10 protein-coding genes and 1 pseudogene are annotated in these 16,776 nt (G+C 69.2%); 5 read left to right on the top strand and 6 right to left on the bottom strand.

What is annotated here, in order from left to right:
- Window positions 1-105: 105 nt before the first annotated feature.
- From OG595_RS41360 to OG595_RS41340, 5 genes are all read right to left on the bottom strand, one after another.
- Window positions 106-2,559, bottom strand: a complete 2,454-nt coding sequence (locus OG595_RS41360; RefSeq protein ID WP_443073385.1) for a SpoIIE family protein phosphatase — start codon at window positions 2,557-2,559, stop codon at window positions 106-108.
- Window positions 2,560-2,752: 193 nt separating this feature from the next.
- Window positions 2,753-7,021 (bottom strand): HAMP domain-containing protein, encoded by a 4,269-nt coding sequence (locus tag OG595_RS41355; protein WP_329281390.1) that lies wholly within the window; start codon window positions 7,019-7,021, stop codon window positions 2,753-2,755.
- A 717-nt stretch (window positions 7,022-7,738) separates the two neighbouring features.
- Window positions 7,739-8,563: a carbohydrate ABC transporter permease gene (locus tag OG595_RS41350; RefSeq protein WP_329283587.1), complete on the bottom strand. Its 825-nt coding sequence runs from the start codon at window positions 8,561-8,563 to the stop codon at window positions 7,739-7,741.
- A 5-nt stretch (window positions 8,564-8,568) separates the two neighbouring features.
- The gene (locus tag OG595_RS41345; protein ID WP_329281388.1) at window positions 8,569-9,495 is read right to left on the bottom strand and encodes a carbohydrate ABC transporter permease; all 927 of its coding nucleotides are present in this window, start codon (window positions 9,493-9,495) and stop codon (window positions 8,569-8,571) included.
- Between the two features lie 133 nt (window positions 9,496-9,628).
- Window positions 9,629-10,906: an extracellular solute-binding protein gene (locus OG595_RS41340; RefSeq protein WP_329281386.1), complete on the bottom strand. Its 1,278-nt coding sequence runs from the start codon at window positions 10,904-10,906 to the stop codon at window positions 9,629-9,631.
- A 321-nt stretch (window positions 10,907-11,227) separates the two neighbouring features.
- On the opposite strand from OG595_RS41340, the gene OG595_RS41335 reads away from it, so the two are divergent.
- Window positions 11,228-12,019 (top strand): DeoR/GlpR family DNA-binding transcription regulator, encoded by a 792-nt coding sequence (locus tag OG595_RS41335; protein ID WP_443073300.1) that lies wholly within the window; start codon window positions 11,228-11,230, stop codon window positions 12,017-12,019.
- Window positions 12,016-12,183 carry a hypothetical protein gene (locus OG595_RS41330; protein WP_329281383.1) on the top strand — a complete coding sequence of 56 codons (168 nt, stop codon included), beginning with the start codon at window positions 12,016-12,018 and terminating at the stop codon, window positions 12,181-12,183. The genes OG595_RS41335 and OG595_RS41330 overlap by 4 nt, the downstream gene beginning before the upstream one ends.
- A gap of 480 nt (window positions 12,184-12,663) precedes the next feature.
- On the opposite strand, the gene OG595_RS41325 is transcribed toward OG595_RS41330, so the two are convergent.
- Window positions 12,664-12,798, bottom strand: a complete 135-nt coding sequence (locus OG595_RS41325; protein WP_329281381.1) for a hypothetical protein — start codon at window positions 12,796-12,798, stop codon at window positions 12,664-12,666.
- Window positions 12,799-12,987: 189 nt separating this feature from the next.
- Between OG595_RS41325 and OG595_RS41320 the strand changes: the two genes are divergently transcribed.
- The 3 genes and pseudogenes from OG595_RS41320 to pepN all read left to right on the top strand — a co-directional run bounded on the left by OG595_RS41320 (window position 12,988) and on the right by pepN (window position 16,739).
- Window positions 12,988-13,791: a FadR/GntR family transcriptional regulator gene (locus tag OG595_RS41320; RefSeq protein WP_329281379.1), complete on the top strand. Its 804-nt coding sequence runs from the start codon at window positions 12,988-12,990 to the stop codon at window positions 13,789-13,791.
- A gap of 164 nt (window positions 13,792-13,955) precedes the next feature.
- Window positions 13,956-14,236: pseudogene (locus OG595_RS41315) on the top strand (hypothetical protein); the annotation flags it as partial.
- 64 nt (window positions 14,237-14,300) lie between these two features.
- On the top strand, window positions 14,301-16,739 hold the full coding sequence (gene pepN, locus OG595_RS41310; RefSeq protein ID WP_329281377.1) for an aminopeptidase N: 2,439 nt from the start codon (window positions 14,301-14,303) through the stop codon (window positions 16,737-16,739).
- The last annotated feature ends 37 nt before the right edge of the window (window positions 16,740-16,776 follow it).

Here is a 16,776-nt window from a genome sequence, read left to right as displayed (position 1 = left end):
CAGCCGCGGTCGCAGACGTGCCGGAGACCGGTTCCTTGCCCGTCAGGGCCGGCTGGAGGCCGCCGATCGACGTGCCTGCGCGCGAGTCCGCCTGCGCGATCGCTCCTAGATGACCTGGACACCCACGATGCAGGTGTCGTCGTCCGTGTCGGACTTGCTGTAGGTGAGCAGGCGGTCCAACTGCTGGTCGAGGGTGGGCGGTACCGTGCGCGCGGCCAGCAGCAGCTGGGCCAGCGATTCCTCGACGGACCGGTCACGGCGTTCGATCAGGCCGTCCGTGTACATCAGCAAGGTGTCGTCGACGGCCAGTTGGACCTCGTGTTCCTCGTACGTCGCCTCGGGCAGCGCGCCGAGCAGCAGGCCTGCGACCAAGGGCAGCGGTGTCGCTTCGTTGCCGCGCACCAGGACGGGCGGCAGGTGGCCCGCCCTGGCCCAGCGCAGGGTGTGGCGGTCGGGGTCGTACAGACCGCAGACCGCCGTGGCGGTGACGACGCCGGTCAGATGGTGCGTGACCATGTTGAGCCAGGACAGCAACTGGCCCGGTCCGGCGCCCGTAACGGCGAGTCCGCGCAGCGCGTTGCGCAGAACGACCATGCTGGTGGCCGCCTCTATGCCGTGTCCGGCGACGTCTCCCACACACAGCAGCACCAGCCCGGACGGCAGCACGACCGCGTCGTACCAGTCGCCGCCCACCAGGTGCTGGGTCTCCGCGGGCCGATAGCGAACGGCCACGCGCAGTCCGGGGGCCTCCAACGGGGCCTGCGAGGGGGGCATGATCGCGTGCTGGAGCTGGAGGGTGAGCCGGTTGCGTTCGCTCGACTGCTGCTCGGAGTGGGCGAGTTGGTCGCGGGTCGCGGCGAGGGCGACCTCCGTCCAGTGGTGCGCGGAGATGTCCTGGTAGGCGCCCCGGACGACGAAAAGCCGGCCGTCGGAGTCGAGGACCGGCTCGGCCACGACACGGATGTGCCGGGTCACGCCGTCGGGCCGCTGGAGCCGGAAGGCCGCGGACGCGGGGCGACGGTGGTGCAGCAGGGTGCGCAGGAACCTGCCGATGGCGACGGCGTCGTCGGGGTGGGCGTGGGCGGGCAGCTCCTCCAGCGGGACCGGGCCGCTGACGGAGGGCTTGCCGTAGAGGCTGAAGAGCTGGCCGTTCCAGGTGATCTCGCCGGTGAGGAGGTTCTCCTCGAAACCGCCGATGCGGCCGAGGCGCTGGGCGTGCTGCAACAGGCTCGCCAGCCGTGCGGTCTCGTCCTCGGTGCGCCAGACGAGGAGGACGCTGCCACCGTGCCGGCTGACGCTGATGTCGGCGACCGTGGCCAGCGGGACGTCGTCCAGCAGAGCTGTGAGCCGCACGCGGCGGGCACGGAACGGCTCGCCCGTGGCATACACCCGCTCGATCTGCTCGAACAGTTCGCTCTCGCCCGCGGCCATCGGATACGTCTCCAGGAGCAGGGCTCCGTTGACGGCGCCTCGCGGTCTGCCGGCCGGGTCGAGGAAGCAGGCGTTGACGTGGTGGATGCGGAAGTCGACCAGTTCCCCGGTGTCGTCCAGGTGCGGAACGAGCACCAGCGCGGGGTCGTGGAGGCCGTCGGCCAGGTCCATCAGTTCGGCCACGTCCGGCAGGACCCCGGGGCGCGGATCGTTGTCGGTGTGGTGCGGGGCGCAGGTCTCCAGCGTGTGCGCGCACAGCTCCGCGAGGGCCTCGACCTGGCGGACGATCTGCGGGGGCTGGGGTCCCAGCGGTGTGGGCCAGACGATTTCCAGCACTCCGTGGATCCGGCCACCGGTGCCCGCGGGCAGGGCGACCCGGCCGCCGTCGGGGTGGTGGGACCGGCCGATGGAGGGCAGGCCGGTCTCCGACAGGGAGCCGATCCACTGGCCGGTCCGCTCACCGAGTCCGCGACGGGCCACCGTCACGACGCCGGGCGGCACGTACCGCCAGCGTGCTGCCTCCGTGGCCGGGAAGCCGGCGCTGCCCGCCAGGGTGAGGGAGCCGTCGGCGCCCAGCGCCCAGATGGCCACGGCTTCCGCGCCGAGCGGCGTCAGGGCGTGTTCCAGCAGGGAGTCGGCCACGGCCTGGCTGTCGTGGGCGGCCAGGGCGCCGCTCTCGGCGGTCCGCAGCCGTACGGCGAACGAGCCCTCCTTCGGTCGGCCGGTGGCGTCGCTGTGGTCCGTCGTCGTCTCGAGGAAGGTGGTCGTCACGTCGGAGAGCCGGTCACGCGCGGCCTGGTTGATGACCTCGACGGCGAATTCGAGCGGTGTGACGCCTGCCTGCTCGGTCAGCTCCGCGAGTTGCCGTGCCGCCTGTGACGGCCCGCACCCGAGCCGCTCGACGAGGATGCCCTTGGCCAACTCGATCAGGGCACGTCCGTCCGCTTCAGCCTGGGCCGTCTGCACCTCACGGCGCAGACGTTCCACTGTCGCCGCGAGCCTGCCGACGGGCGAAGACAGCCCCTCCGGGCCTTCCCCGTCCTCCCCGGTTTCCCTGGCTTCCCCGTCTTCTCCGGCTTCGTCCTTCGTACCGGTCGTGGCCTGCCCGTCGCCGCTGGCGGCGCGCATCAAGTGCGGTGGGTTGTCGCCGAGCGGATCGATGTCCGCCGTCGGATCCCCGGCGGGCGGCTCGCTCGTCGAAGCCCCGGTGTCCTGCGGCTCGGCCGGCGGCTGGGCGTTGCTCACGGTTGACCTGTTCCTCGGCTCGGGTGTCCGGGGACACCACGCGGTCTGCTGGTACGCACGGCGGTGTGGCTCCCCGTCATACGGACAGCCAGCGTCGGACGCGGCCGATGAGGTCGTTGGTGTCGACCGGCTTGGTGACGTAGTCGTTCGCGCCCGACGCGAGGCTCTTCTCCTGGTCGCCGGGCATGGCCTTCGCGGTGACGGCGATGATGGGCAGATCGGCGTACTGGGGCATCGACCGGATCTCCGCGGTGGCGCTGTAACCGTCCATCTCCGGCATCATCACATCCATCAGGACCACCGAGATGTCCGGATGGGCGAGCAGCATCTCGATGCCCTTGCGGCCGTTGTCGGCGTGCAGAACGTGGAAACCGTGGAGCTCCAGCATGCCGCTCAGCGCGAAGAGGTTGCGCGCGTCGTCGTCGACCACGAGCACCGTACGGCCGAGGAACGCGCCGTCGACGACCTGTGCGGCCGGGCGCTGGGACTCCTCGCCGCGGACCAGGGACAGCACGTCCCCCGGCTCCTCTGCGGACAGGTGCAGGGTGATCCGTTCGCGCAGCTCGTCCAGGCTGGAGAGAAAGTCCAGCGGGCGGCCGTCCGCACGGGAACGCAACGTCTGCTCGTGCGCCAGGTCCACACGATGACCGGTGTGCACCAGAATGGGCACGCTGGCCAGCGCCGAGTCACCCTCCATGGCCTCCAGCAGACGCGCGCCCTCGTCGTCGGGCATGCCCAGTTCCAGGACCACGCAGTGGCAGGGCTCGGCGGCCAGTATGCTCGCCGCCTCCTGCGCCCCGATCGCCGTGATGATGTCGATCGCCCCGAGCTGGTCGTCGTCGGGCGCGAGGTCCGCGACCGCCCGTTCGGCGACGAGGGTCAGCAGTCCGCGCGGACGGTCCTCCACGACGAGCAGACGGCGTCGGCGCTGTTCGGGTGCGGCGGGGGGAGCCGCGTCCGGGCGGGACGTAGGCGGGAGCTCCCGGCCGGTGGCCCGCGGGTGCTCCGTCGGCTGGCCGCCGCCGTCGAGCACCTCCTCGAAGTCGGCTCGTGCCACGGGGAGGTAGAGGGTGAAGGTACTGCCCTGACCGGGCGTGCTGTCCACCGTGACGGCGCCGCCCAGCAGATGGGCGATCTCCCGGGTGATCGACAGGCCGAGACCGGTGCCGCCGTACTTGCGGCTGGTGGTGCCGTCCGCCTGCTGGAAGGCCCCGAAGATCGTCTCCAGCTGCTGCTGGGGGATGCCGATACCGGTGTCCTTCACCCGGAAGGCCACGACGGGACCACCGCGGAGAACGCCCGTGGGCACCTCCCGGTCCCCGGCGGGTTCGATACGCAGGGCGACGCCGCCCTCTTCGGTGAACTTCACCGCGTTCGACAGGAGGTTGCGCAGGATCTGGCGCAGCCGGGAGTCGTCGGTGAGCAGGTCCGCGGGTGTGCCCGGGGCGGTGGCCACCGTGAAGTCCAGACTCTTCTGCGTCGTCATCGGCCGGAACGTCGCCTCGACGTACTCCAGCAGCTTGCGCAGAGGTACACGCTCGGGAGAAACGTCCATCTTGCCCGCCTCGACCTTGGACAGGTCGAGGATGTCGTTGATCAGCTGCAGCAGGTCCGAACCCGCCGAATGGATGATGCCCGCGTACTCGACCTGCTTGGGCGTGAGGTTGCGCGAGGGGTTCTGCGCCAGCAACTGGGCCAGGATCAGCAGGCTGTTGAGCGGGGTACGCAGTTCGTGGCTCATGTTCGCCAGGAACTCCGACTTGTACTTCGACGCCAGGGCCAGTTGCTGCGCGCGCGTCTCAAGCTCCTGCCGCGCCTGCTCGATCTCCAGGTTCTTGGCCTCGATGTCGCTGTTCTGCGAGGCCAGCAGGGATGCCTTCTCCTCCAGTTCGGCATTGGAGCGCTGGAGTTCGTCCTGCTGCACCTGCAACTCCTCCGACCGTGCCTGGAGTTGACCGGTGAGTCGCTGGGACTCCCCCAGCAGTTCGTCGGTACGGGCGTTGGCCACGATGGTGTTGAGGTTGACACCGATGGTCGGCATCAGCTGGGCGAGGAAATCCTGGTGGATCTGGGTGAAGGCGGTGACGGAGCCCAGCTCGATGACACCGAGGACCTGGTCCTCGACCACGATGGGCAGCACCACGAGGGCGCTCGGCACGGCCTGCCCGAGACCCGAGGAGATCGTGACGTAGCCCGGTGGCAGCTCCTCCACGCTGATGGGGCGGCGGTTGCGCGCGGCCTGCCCCACCAGCGAGCGCCCGACGGGGATGCGCTCGGGACGGTCGGTGTCGTCGGGATAGCCGTACGAGCCCACCAGCCGCAGCTCGGGTCCACGTGCGGTGTCCTCGGCGAGGTAGAAGGCGCCGTACTGCGCGGAGACCAGCGGCGCGAGCTCGTCCATGATGAGCTCGGCGACGACGGGCAGGTCGCGGTGGCCCTGCATCAGGCCGGAGATCCGGGCGAGGTTGGTCTTCAGCCAGTCCTGCTCCTGGTTGGCCCGCGTGGTCTCCCGCAGGGACTCCACCATGGAGTTGATGTTGTCCTTCAGGTCGGCGACCTCGCCCGACGCCTCCACGGTGATCGAGCGGGTCAGGTCGCCCTCGGCGACGGCACTGGTCACTTCGGCGATCGCCCGGACCTGTCGGGTGAGGTTCCCGGCCAGCTCGTTGACGTTCTCCGTCAGCCGCTTCCAGGTGCCCTCGACACCCTCGACCTCCGCCTGGCCGCCGAGCCTGCCTTCGCTGCCGACCTCGCGGGCGACACGGGTGACCTCGGCGGCGAACGACGACAGCTGGTCGACCATCGTGTTGATGGTGGTCTTCAGCTCAAGGATCTCGCCACGGGCGTCGACGTCGATCTTCTTCGACAGGTCGCCGTTGGCCACGGCCGTCGTCACCAGGGCGATGTTGCGGACCTGGCCGGTGAGGTTGTTGGCCATCGAGTTGACGTTGTCGGTGAGGTCCTTCCACGTGCCCGCGACGTTCGGCACGTGAGCCTGGCCGCCGAGGCGTCCCTCGGTACCGACCTCGCGGGCGACACGGGTGACCTCGGCGGCGAACGCGGAGAGCGTGTCGACCATCGTGTTGATGACGTCCGCCAGGGCCGCGACCTCGCCCTTGGCCTCGACCGTGATCTTCTGCGACAGGTCGCCGCGCGCAACGGCCGTGGCGACCTGGGCGATCGAGCGGACCTGGCCGGTCAGGTTCGACGCCATCACGTTGACGTTGTCCGTCAGGTCCTTCCAGGTCCCCGACGCGCCGCGGACGATGGCCTGTCCACCGAGATTGCCCTCGGTGCCGACCTCGCGCGCGACGCGCGTGACCTCGTCCGCGAAACCGGACAACTGATCCACCATCGTGTTGATGGTGTTCTTCAACTCCAGAATCTCACCACGCGCATCCACAGTGATCTTCTGCGAGAGATCCCCCTGAGCGACCGCCGTGGCCACCTGGGCGACATTGCGGACCTGCGCGGTGAGATTGCCACCCATGAAGTTCACGGAGTCCGTGAGGTCGCGCCAGGTGCCCTTCACACCCTTGACGTCGGCCTGGCCGCCGAGCCGTCCCTCGGTGCCGACCTCGCGCGCGACACGGGTGACCTCGTCCGCGAAACCGGACAACTGATCCACCATCGTGTTGATGGTGTTCTTCAACTCCAGAATCTCACCACGCGCATCCACAGTGATCTTCTGCGAGAGATCCCCCTGAGCGACCGCCGTGGTCACCTGGGCGACATTGCGGACCTGGGAAGTGAGGTTGCCCGCCATGAAGTTGACCGAGTCGGTCAGATCGCGCCAGACACCGCCGACGCCGGGCACCTGGGCCTGGCCGCCGAGCCGGCCTTCGCTGCCGACCTCGCGGGCCACGCGGGTGACCTCGTCGGCGAACGCGGAGAGCTGGTCGACCATCGTGTTGACGGTCTCCTTCAGCTGCAGGATCTCGCCACGCGCGGGAACGTCGATCTTCTGCGACAGGTCGCCCCTGGCGACCGCGGTGGCCACCTGCGCGATGTCGCGCACCTGAGTGGTCAGATTGCCCGCCATGGCGTTGACCGAGTCGGTGAGATCGGCCCAGGTGCCCGACACTCCCGGCACCTCGGCCTGGCCGCCGAGCGTGCCCTCGGTGCCCACCTCGCGTGCCACCCGCGTCACTTCAGAGGTGAACACGGACAGCTGGTCCACCATGCCGTTGAAAACCGTGGCGATGTCGCCGAGGAGGCCTTCCCCGTCGGACGGCAGCCGGGTGCCGAAGTCACCGTCCCGTACCGCCGTCAGTCCGGCCAGGAGCTGACGCAGTTCCTGCTCGCCCGGGGCCCGGTCGACGGCCTCGATCATCTTGCTGCTCATGCGCACCCTCGTTCCGCTCCCCAAGAGCCCTCACGCCGAGGACTCGGAACCCGCGCCCGGGCCTGTGAAAGGCCCTCTCACCGACCGCGAAACCACCGTTCAATGAACGGCCGGATGAGAAAATCCGGTGAAGATTAACTCAGTTCCGTCGGACAACCAAAGCCTGGCACGGGGATCTCGGCCGCCCCGAAAAGACCCGTCCCGAGCGGAATACATGGACGAACACGGGGCACGCGAGGGGGTTTGGCACAGCTCACTCGCGTCCCGTCGGACAGCCCCCGGACAGGTGCCGCTCCTACCGGCCCGGGCCCGCCGGGAATGCGCCGTCGTCCGGCCCGGGCGAGCCTCCGCGGCACCGAACGGCACACGGAACCGGTCGCACCGGATACTCACTCTGCTGTAGCCCGACGGGTCCGGTCATCGTGCGCCGTATCGAGTTCAGCGCGCGGTGGCCGCCACCTGTTGAGCGGTGGCGGACGTGCCTGCCTCCGAAGACGTCCAGAGGCGCGCTGCCACAGGACGGCGCGGGCCGGTCGAGGACGCGGGGCGCGCATGTGGACCGGATCCGCCGCGCCGTGGGGCCCGTCAGACCGGAACAGGGGCGGGCCGGCAGCGCGTGCACTCGCAGGTGCGGCGGAACATGCACGCGGAGAGGGTGCTGGGGCTGCCGCGCGGGCCGCGAGCCTGATCACCGGCCGCCGGGCTCGCCGGCCGCCGTCAGCGCAGGGCCCCCTTGGTGGCGTCGGCGATGAAACCGCGGGCGAAGAAGGTGAACACCAGCACCAGCGGGATGACCGACAGCAGCACTCCGGCCATCACCATGCTGTAGTCGGTGGAGTGGCCGGCGTACAACTGGGCCAGCGCCACCTGGAGGGTGAGCCTGTCCGGGTTGACCAGCATCACCAACGGCAGGATGTAGTCGTTCCAGGCGGCGATGAAGGTGTAGATGCCGAGGAACGCCAGGGCCGGGCGGACGCACGGCAGCACCACGTGCCAGTACAGGCGGAAGAACCCGGCGCCCTCGATGCGGGCGGCGTCGAGCAATTCGTCGGGGACGCTGGTGGTGGTGTACTGGCGCATCCAGAAGATGCCGAAGGCGTTGGCGGCGGCCGGCACGACGAGCGCCTTGAGGGTGCCCAGCCAGCCCAGCTGCACCATGATCTCGTACTGCGGGATGATCGCCAGCTGGGTCGGCAGGAGGTACATCGACAGCAGCACACCGAAGAAGAACTTCTTGCCGGGGAAGTCGTACTTGGCGAAGGCGAACGCGGCCAGCGAGTCGAAGAACAGCACCAGCGCCGTCGTACAGACCGCGACGATCACCGTGTTGAACAGCGACCCGAAGAAATCCATCCTGTCGAACAGGTGCTGGATGTTGGTCAGCAGGTTGCCGCCGAACCACAGCTTCGGCGGGTAGCTGTAGATGTCCTGCGAGGTGTTCGTCGCCATGACGACGATCCAGTAGAACGGGAACACCGAGATGACCACACCGAGCATCAGGACCACATGGACGCTCAGTCCACGGACGCGCTTGCGGTTCATGCCGTTCACGGCCGTCGCTCCTTACGCTGCACCAGACGCCAGTTGACGAGGACGATGAGCAGGATCAGCAGGAAGAAGGCCCAGACGATGGCGGCGCCGTAGCCGAAGTCGTTGTTGTCGAAGGCCTGGTGGTAGAAGTACAGCAAGGTGGTCAGACCGGCCTGGCCCGGGCCACCGGAGTTGGGGTTGGTGGCCGCCTCGCTGCCGAACAGCACCTGGGGTTCGGTGAAGCTCTGCAGACCGGTGACGGTGGACACCACCACGGTGAACAGGATGATGGGCCGCAGCAGCGGGATCGTGATGGAGAAGAAGATCCGGGCCGGGCCCGCGCCGTCCATCCGGGCGGCCTCGTAGACCTCCGAGGGGATCGCCTGGAGGCCGGCCAGATAGATGATCGCGTTGTAACCGGTCCACTGCCAGGTCATCAGCGCCGCGATGACCAGCTTGATCGTCCACTCGTTGCTCATCCAGGGCACGGCCGACACGTGCAGCGACCTCAGGATGGCGTTGATCAGGCCGAAGTTGTTGCTGAAGATCGCGCCGAAGAAGATCGCGATGGCCACCAGCGACGTGATGCTGGGGATGAACAGGGCGACCCGGTAGAAGGCCGTGAAGCGCTTCGTGGAGTTCACCAGCACCGCGAGGACCAGCGCGAGGCAGAGCATGGGCACGGTGGACAGCACCCAGATGACCAGGGTGTTGCGCACGGACAGCCAGAAGATCGGGTCGTCCCACAGGAAGCGGAACTGCTGGAACCCGACGAAGTGCATGTCCCCTATGCCGTCCCACTTCTGGAACGCCAGGTACACGGTGTAGAGCACCGGGAAGAGCATGAAGACCGAGAAGATCAGGTAGTACGGCGAGATGGCCAGGTACTGCGGCCAGTGCCTGGCGACCCGTCGCCGCGGCCCGGGCCGGGTCCCGGCCGACACCGGGCGGATCCTTCGGCCGGGCCGGCCCGGACCGCCGCGCGGGCGGTCCGGAGCCGGTCGGCCGGCGAGGCCGGTGTCGGATCCGGAGGTCGGTCCGGTGGGCGCCGGGCCGGCTACCGGGGTTGACGACATGTCACTTCACTCCCTGACGCTCGGCGATCTGCTTGGCCTGGCTCACCGCGTCCTTCCAGGCCTCGACGGGGTCCTTGCCCTTGGCCTCGATGCTGGTCAGCTCGCTGAAGAAGGGGGCGGAGACCGCCGCGTCGGCCGGCGCCTCGTAGGCCGTGGGGATCTTCTCGGCCGCCGGGCCGAAGATCTCGATGGTCTTCTGGCCGCCGAAGAAGGCGTCGCCTCCGGTCAGCGCAGGCAGCTTGTAGGCGGCAGGGGCGGTCGGGAACAGGGCCGCGTCGGTGAAGCCGCGGGCCTGGTTCTCCGGGCTGAGGATCCAGCTGATGATCTTGAAGGCCTCTTCGGGGTTCCCGCTGGTCGCGGGAATCGCCAGGAAGGACCCGCCGAGGTTGGACGGCCCTCCCGGCAGGCTCGCCACCCGCCAGTTGCCCTTGGTGCCCGGGGCCGCGTTGCTGATGTCCAGCGCGTGCCAGGCGGCTCCTATCTCGGTGCCCAGGGCGCCGTTGCTGATCGCCGCGTTCCAGGTGTTGTCGTTGATCTTGGCGTCGATACCGAGGGTGTAGGGCTTCACGGCGGTGGTCCAGGCGGTGCGGATGTGGTCCTGGTCGCCGATGAACTTGTTGTCCTCGTCGATGAACCGCCGGGTTCCCTGGCCGACCATCATCGAGAACACCGAGCCGATGTTGTTGATCAGGTACGTCTTCGGGATCGCCTTGTGGAGTTCGACGCCGGCCTTGAAGTAGTCGTCCCAGGTGGACAGTTCGGCGGAGACCTTGGCCGGGTCGGTGGGCAGCCCCGCCTTCGCGAAGAGGTCCTCGCGGTAGAAGGTGGCACACGGGCCGATGTCGATCGGGAAGCCGATGAGCTTGCCGTCCTGCGTGGTGGCCTGCTTCAGCTTCCACGACAGGTACTGCGGAACCAGCTTGTCGGCGCCGACGGTCCGCAGGTCGATGAATCGGTCGGCGTTCGGCAGGAAGGACGCGATGTCCTCGCCCTTGACGCCGGTGATGTCCGGGGCGGACTGGGCGGCCCTCAGGCCGGTGAGCAGCTTGGTCTTGAAGTCTCCGCCGACCACTGAGGTCTTGAGGCTGATGTCGGAGAAGTGCGTCTTGGCATCCGCGACGACCTTGTCGCTCAGGCCGCCCGACCAGTACCAGAGGGCCAGGTTCTTGCTGTCCTTGCTGCCGCTCGATCCGGAACCGCCGCCGCACGCCGCGGTGGCACCGGCAGCGGCGGCCGTCAGTGCGGCGGCCTGGAGGAATCGTCTGCGGGAAAGGTCCACGTTCTTCTCCTGGATTTGAGTGGGTTCGGCGTGTCCGGCATGTCCGACAGGACCTGTGAGGCGTGGGCCGCGGAGGGGCGCGGCAGGAGGCCGGGTGGCTGAAGAGCATCGGCGTAGGTGGGAACCCGTCAGCCACCCGGGGTTGTGCGACCCGGTCCTCTCAGACGGTGCCGACGCGTCCGCGACGGCGGAGTACGCCGCTCGTCCGCCTCGGTCGACCGGAGTGGGGTCCGGACCTGGGCTCTGAATTACGCAAGAGAGTGCACCCGGTGCGCGAGTTTGACAAGGGTCAAGCGAGTATCGAGACATTCATGCTCGACTTTGCTTGAGTTTGGAGAGTTCGCGAGTATGGTCTGCCGCATGCTCCCTGACCGAAGACATCAGCTGATCCTGCGCGTCCTGCGCACGGACGGGCCCACGTCGGTGGTCGCCCTGGCCGAGAAGGTCGGGGCGAGTGAGGCCACCATCAGGCGCGACCTGGCGCAACTTGAGGACGAGGGACTGCTCAAGAGGGTCTACGGAGGCGCCGCCCCCGTCGTGGGCGAGGACGATCCGTTCGCCGACGTGGCAGGCGAACGGGTCGAGGCGAAGGACGCGCTGGCCGCCTGGTGCGCAAACCTCGTCAGGGACGGCGAGTCCGTGCTGCTCGACATTGGCACCACCGCTCATCGCGTGGCCCGCCACCTGCACGGCCGATCCCTGACCGTGATCACCAGCAACCTGGCCGTATACGAGGAGCTTCAGGACGACAAGGACGTCCAGTTGATCCTGCTGGGCGGCGTGGTGCGGCGCGACTACCGTTCGCTGGTCGGATTCCTCACCGAGGACAACCTGCGGCAGGTCCACGCCGACCGACTGTTCCTCGGCACCAGCGGAATTCGCCCCGACGGTCAGGTGCTGGACACCACCGCCGTCGAGGTGCCCGTCAAGCGGGCGATGATCGCGGCCAGCGCCCAGGTGGTACTGGTCGCGGACGCGGGCAAGTTCCCCGGCACCGGAATGGCCCGGGTGTGCGGTCCGGAGGAGCTCGACATCGTGGTGACCAACGCCCCCGGGGAGGAGAAGACCTGCGATCGACTGCGCGAGGCGGGAGTCGAGGTGGTCGAAGTGTGAGACTCACGCTCCCGGGCGGCGGAGACTTCCGGGGTCCCCCGGTCTGCCGCGCACTGCTGGGCGACCACGACGAAGACCTCACCACCGGCGCGCCCCTGTGCGACCTGGACGAGGCCCCTGGCTGCCGACATCCGCAGCTCCCTGACCGACGGCCGACCAACTGAGCTGGCGGCCAGGCGTCCCGCCCCGCATACCGTCACCGCCGACCAGCACCGCCGTCCGTCAGCGCCGCCGCCAGCGATCGCGCGCGCCACCAGGGCCCTGGCCGTCCCCCGAACGACTCGTATGCCGTCGTGAGTACGCCTGCCGCACGCCTACCAGGGACACTCCCCCGGGCTCGCCCGCGAGGGGCCGCTGTGAAGGGCGGGCTCTCGGCGTCCGGAAAGCTTCGCATGTCCGCGAAGGCGGACGCGCACCACGCGCACCATCCGTTGGACACCTGCTTCCGACTGCTTGGCCCAGGGTCGCTCGTCGCGCAGCTCCGCCTCGACCGAGAGCTCCTCGGCGCCTTCCTCGGCGTAGGCGGTGACGGCGACGGTACGGCGGTGCAGCGGGAGTTCGGCGCGGGTGATGACGGGGCATCCGCCGATTCCGGCACGTTCTCGCCCAGCCCCGCGAACTCCGGCTGCCGGCGCCCGATGAAGTCAGTACGCCTTCGCGGTAGTCGTGGGCGCGCTTCGACGTGGCCAGTTGTGCCGCTCCGGCCGGTTCAGGGTGATCAGTATGACTCGGTCGTCGGTGAGCTCGGTGAGGATCACCGGGGCCGGATTCTCGTTCATCTAGGTCGCTCCAACGGGCCCGTTGACCTTGCAGGCAAGTCTTATGGCCAGATGAATCATCCATACACCAAAGGGCGACCCGGGCACCGGACCAGCAGCCGCGAAGCAGAGATCAACCAACCCCTCACCTGGTAATCTCCCTACACTAAGACGATTCATTTAGCTATATCTCGGAGAAGGAGTTCCGCCGTGGCCGAGGCAGCCCGTGCAGCAGAAGCGGCGACCACGCCCGTCCCGTCCCCCCGCCGCGTCGGACGCCAGGTGCGGGTACCGAAGACCGCCGAACTGGTCGCCACGCATCTGCGCCGCCAGATCGTCCGGGGCGAGATCAACCCCGGCGACGCGCTGCCGCCGGAGTCGGGCCTGATGGAGCAGTTCGGCATCTCGCGGCCGACCCTGCGCGAGGCGTTCCGCGTGCTGGAGTCGGAGTCCCTGATCACGGTGCGCCGCGGCGCCCACGGCGGCGCCCGGGTGAGCGCACCGGACTCGGACGTGGCCGCCCGCTACGCCGGCCTGATCCTCGAATACCGCGGCGCCACACACGGGGACATCCACCGCGCCGCCGCCCTCATCGAGCCGCCCTGTGCCCGGCAGCTCGCCATCAGGCACACCTCGGAGGACATCACCCGGCTGCGTGACGCCGTGGCGGCCGAGAAGGCCACCCTGGACGATCCGCTCGGCCTGGTCGACGCGCAGGACGCCTTCCACGCCCTCCTGATCGAGCTCACCGGCAACCAGACCCTGATCCTGCTGTGCAGCATGCTCCGCAACATCATCGGCCGGGCGAACGCCGCGTACGCCGTGGGCGCCACCGATGCCAAGGCGCAGAAGGCCCAGGCGCTCAAGGGACATCGCGCGCACGTGCGACTGGTCGGCCTGATCGAGGCCGGGAAAGCGGACGAGGCCGAGAGGCTCTGGCAGCGGCACATCTCCAGCGCCGACGACGTCGTCAACGCCGGCGGGCCCAAGACGGTCCTCGAACTCACCGACTGACCCGCGGTCCTCCATCATTCCGGGCCAACCCCTCGCCTCCTGAAAACAGTTGGATAATTCCAGAAGGCCTACTGAATAGCAGCCCCGTGAGGTCCGCAGGCCACGGCCATGGCCGAACAGCGCAAACGCATCTTCGACTGCGACCAGCGCATGTACGAGGAGTGCGGGACCAGTTCGGGCGGCCCATCGGCTCGTGCCAGGCCGTGAAGCACCTCCTGGCCGATGTCCTGCTGGAGGTGGAGCCGTGGCGTACCGCTCGACGCCTGTGCGGGCGGCCGAGCAGGACATCCAGGTCCACGGCGGTATCGACTTCACCTGGGAGCACCCTGCCCACCTGTATCTGAAGCGGTCTGGGGCACCGCTGAGGTGTGGGAGCCGATCCTGCGGCAGCAGCGCGACACCTGAACCCCCGTTCAGCCGCATGTCGCCTCAACGGCCTTGGTAATTGGCTGCGTTCATCGGCGATCTCCGTCGTACGCTGACGCCCGTTGGCTGCCGAGGGAGGACACATGGGGATCCGAAGCCTGACCCGTTCCGAAGCCGAGCGCCGGGCCGGGCTGCTGGCGGTCGAGCGGTACGACGTGGACATCGACCTCACCGGCCTGCCCGAAGGGCCGGAGGTCCGGTGCGTGTCCACCGTGACGTTCACCTGTCGTGAGCCGGGCGCGGAGACCTTCGTGGACTGCGCGGCACAGGTGCTGAGCGCCACGCTGAACGGTGTCGCACTCACCCCCACCGGTGACGGCGGCCGTATCCCCCTTCCCGGCCTGGCCGGGCACAACGTGTTGCGTGTGGAGTGCGTCCAGGCCGACACGAGCACGGGCGAGGGCGTGCACAAGGCGGTCGACCCCGCGGACGGCGAGGTCTACGTGTGGATGAGTTTCGAACCGGACGAGGCCCGCTTCGTGTGGGCGTGCTTCGACCAGCCCGACCTGAAGGCCCCGCACGCCTTCACCGTCACGGCCCCGACCCCCTGGACCGTCACCAGCAACTCCGGCGACGCGCGCACCGAGGAGCTGGACTCGGCCCGCCGCTGGACCTTCCCGGACACCCCGCCCCTGTCCGTGTACAACACCGTCGTCAACGCGGGCCCCTTCCACGAGATCCGCCGCGAGACCGACGGGCACGACCTCGGCCTGTACGCCCGCCGTTCGCTGGCCGAGGTCCTCGACCGCGACGCCGACGAGATCTTCACCCTCACCCGTCAGGGCCTCGCCTTCTACGGCGAGGTCTTCGCGATGCCGTTCCCGCAGCGCCGGTACGACCAGGTGTTCATGCCCGAGTTCGGCGGGGCGATGGAGAACTACGGCTGCGTGACCTGGTCGGACGCGTTCCTTCGGCGGGCCGTGCCGACGCCCGCCGAGCGCGAGCTGTTCGCCAAGGTGCTGCTGCACGAGATGGCGCACATGTGGTTCGGCAACATCGTCACCATGCGCTGGTGGGACGACCTCTGGCTCAACGAGGCGTTCGCGGAGTTCGCCTGCCACTGGGCGGCCGAGCGCGCCACCCGGTACACCGACGCCTGGGCGGGTCATCTGGTGGGCGACAAGCTCACGGCGTACCTGGCCGACCAGGGCCCCGTGTCCCACCCGATCCACCAGCCCATCCACGATGTCGCCCAGGCCGCGTCGATCTTCGACAACATCACCTATCCCAAGGGTGCCTCGGTTCTCCAGCAGCTGATGACGTACGTCGGCGAGGAGCGTTTCAGGGTCGGCATGGCCGCCTACTTCGCCCGCCACGCATGGGGCAACACCACGCTCCAGGACCTGATCGTCGCTCTCTCCGAGGCAAGTGGGCGCGACCTGGACACCTGGCGGACGGCCTGGCTGGAGACGGCGGGCACCGACCGCTTCCTGCTGGAGCGTGACGGCGAGTCGGTCACCCTGGTGGCGGTCGGCACGCCGCGTCCGCAGGTGCTGGCGGTGGGGGCGTACGACAGGAACGGCGAGGCGCTGCAACGCGGCGCCCTGGTGCGGGTCGAGGTGACGCAGGCCCGCACCCCGGTCGTCGGCCTCCCGCCGACGGCGGACGTTCTGCTGGTCAATGACGACGACCTGACCTTCGCCACGACCCGGCCCGACCCCACGACCAGGGACGCGCTGCTGCGTGCGGCCGCCGAACTCCCCACGGCCATCTCGCGGGGCGTGGCCGCGGCCACCGTGTGGGACATGCTCACGACCGGCGAGGCCACGGCGGCCGAAGCCGGGCGGTGCATGACCTCGGTCCTGGCCGCCGAGACGTCCGACGCCGTCATCGAGCCGTATCTGAACCTCGCCGCGAACATCGCCGAACTGTGGGCGCCGCCCGCCGAACGCGCCGGTCTGACGGCCGCGGTGGCGACGGCCTGCCGATGTCTCGCCGCGGACCCGGGCCGCCGTCAGGTCGCCCTGCGCGGTCTGGCCCGTACCGCGGTGGACGCGGACGACCTGGCCTGGCTCCGCGAACAGTCGGGCGACGACGTGGATCTGCGCTGGCGTGCGCTGGTGCGCGAGGCGGAACTGGGCGGGGACGTCTCGTCCGATACCGCCCGCCTGCTCGAACTCGACCCGGATCCGGACGCCTGGGTCCGCGCCCTGACCGTACGGGCAGCCCTGCCCGACCCCGCGGCGAAAGCGGAGGTCTGGCAGCGACTGGCCGTGGACCGGGCCGTCCCCGTCAGCCTGGTCCGCCATGTGGCAACGGCCTTCTGGCGTCCCGGCCAGGACAGCCTGCTGGCACCCTACGCACAGGAATACCTGGACTCCATCGCCCGGCTCCACCGGGGTGGACTGATCCCCGCGATGACCTTCACCAGTCACCTCTTTCCTCCGCACGCCATCGACCACACGTACGTCGACAGGGCCCAGAAGGCGTCCGAGGAGGCCGCTCCCGTCGTCCGCGCCACGCTTCTGGAACGCTCGGACACGGTCAGCCGCATGCTTTACGCCCGCACCCTCGGCTCCTGACAGGCAACCGCGGGCCGGGGCCGGTTCAGCCGAGCAG

It is taken from the genome of Streptomyces sp. NBC_01451, from assembly GCF_036227485.1.
Classification (GTDB): domain Bacteria; phylum Actinomycetota; class Actinomycetes; order Streptomycetales; family Streptomycetaceae; genus Streptomyces.
Note: the sequence above shows the minus strand (reverse complement) of the source record. Positions and strands in the feature narration are given on the sequence as shown.